The sequence below is a fragment of the Streptomyces sp. DH12 genome (assembly GCF_020873895.1).
Taxonomy (GTDB): domain Bacteria; phylum Actinomycetota; class Actinomycetes; order Streptomycetales; family Streptomycetaceae; genus Streptomyces.
Genome location: NZ_JAHWGT010001318.1, coordinates 1 through 424, shown reverse-complemented (window position 1 = coordinate 424; position 424 = coordinate 1). Strand labels below are relative to the sequence as shown.

The 424-nt window shown below is 74.1% G+C and carries 1 protein-coding gene; it reads left to right on the top strand.

The genetic code is table 11. From position 1 onward, the window contains the following. On the top strand, window positions 1-424 hold a 424-nt coding region (locus tag LPA54_RS39870), incomplete at both ends, for a DUF6716 putative glycosyltransferase (protein ID WP_368857909.1).

The window sequence follows — 424 nt, the reverse complement described above, 5'->3', positions numbered from 1 at the left end:
GCGAACACACCACGCACATCGAGGAACTGCCCTACCAGAAGCTCGCCCGCGGCCTCGGCCTCCCCGCCAACCTGCGCCTGGTCTACGGGCACATGGGCGAGGTCCTCGACCGCACCGACCTCCTGGTCACCGTCAGTTCGACGGCCGCCCTGGAGGCGCTGCACCGGCGCATCCCCACCGCGATCCTCACCGACCTCGGCGTCCGCGAGGCGCTCGGCAACCACCACTTCGTCGGCTCCGGCTGCCTCGCCTCCTGGAACCAGCTCGACGCCGGCCACCGCCCGGCGCCCGACGAGGAGTGGCTGGCCCGGCAGGGCGTGGCCGCGGACGGCACGTACGCGACGGCCTTCGACACGGCCCGCGCCCGCATCGCCGAACTGCTCGGCCGGCCCGGCGGACTCCCGCCGCTCACCCCCTACTACAC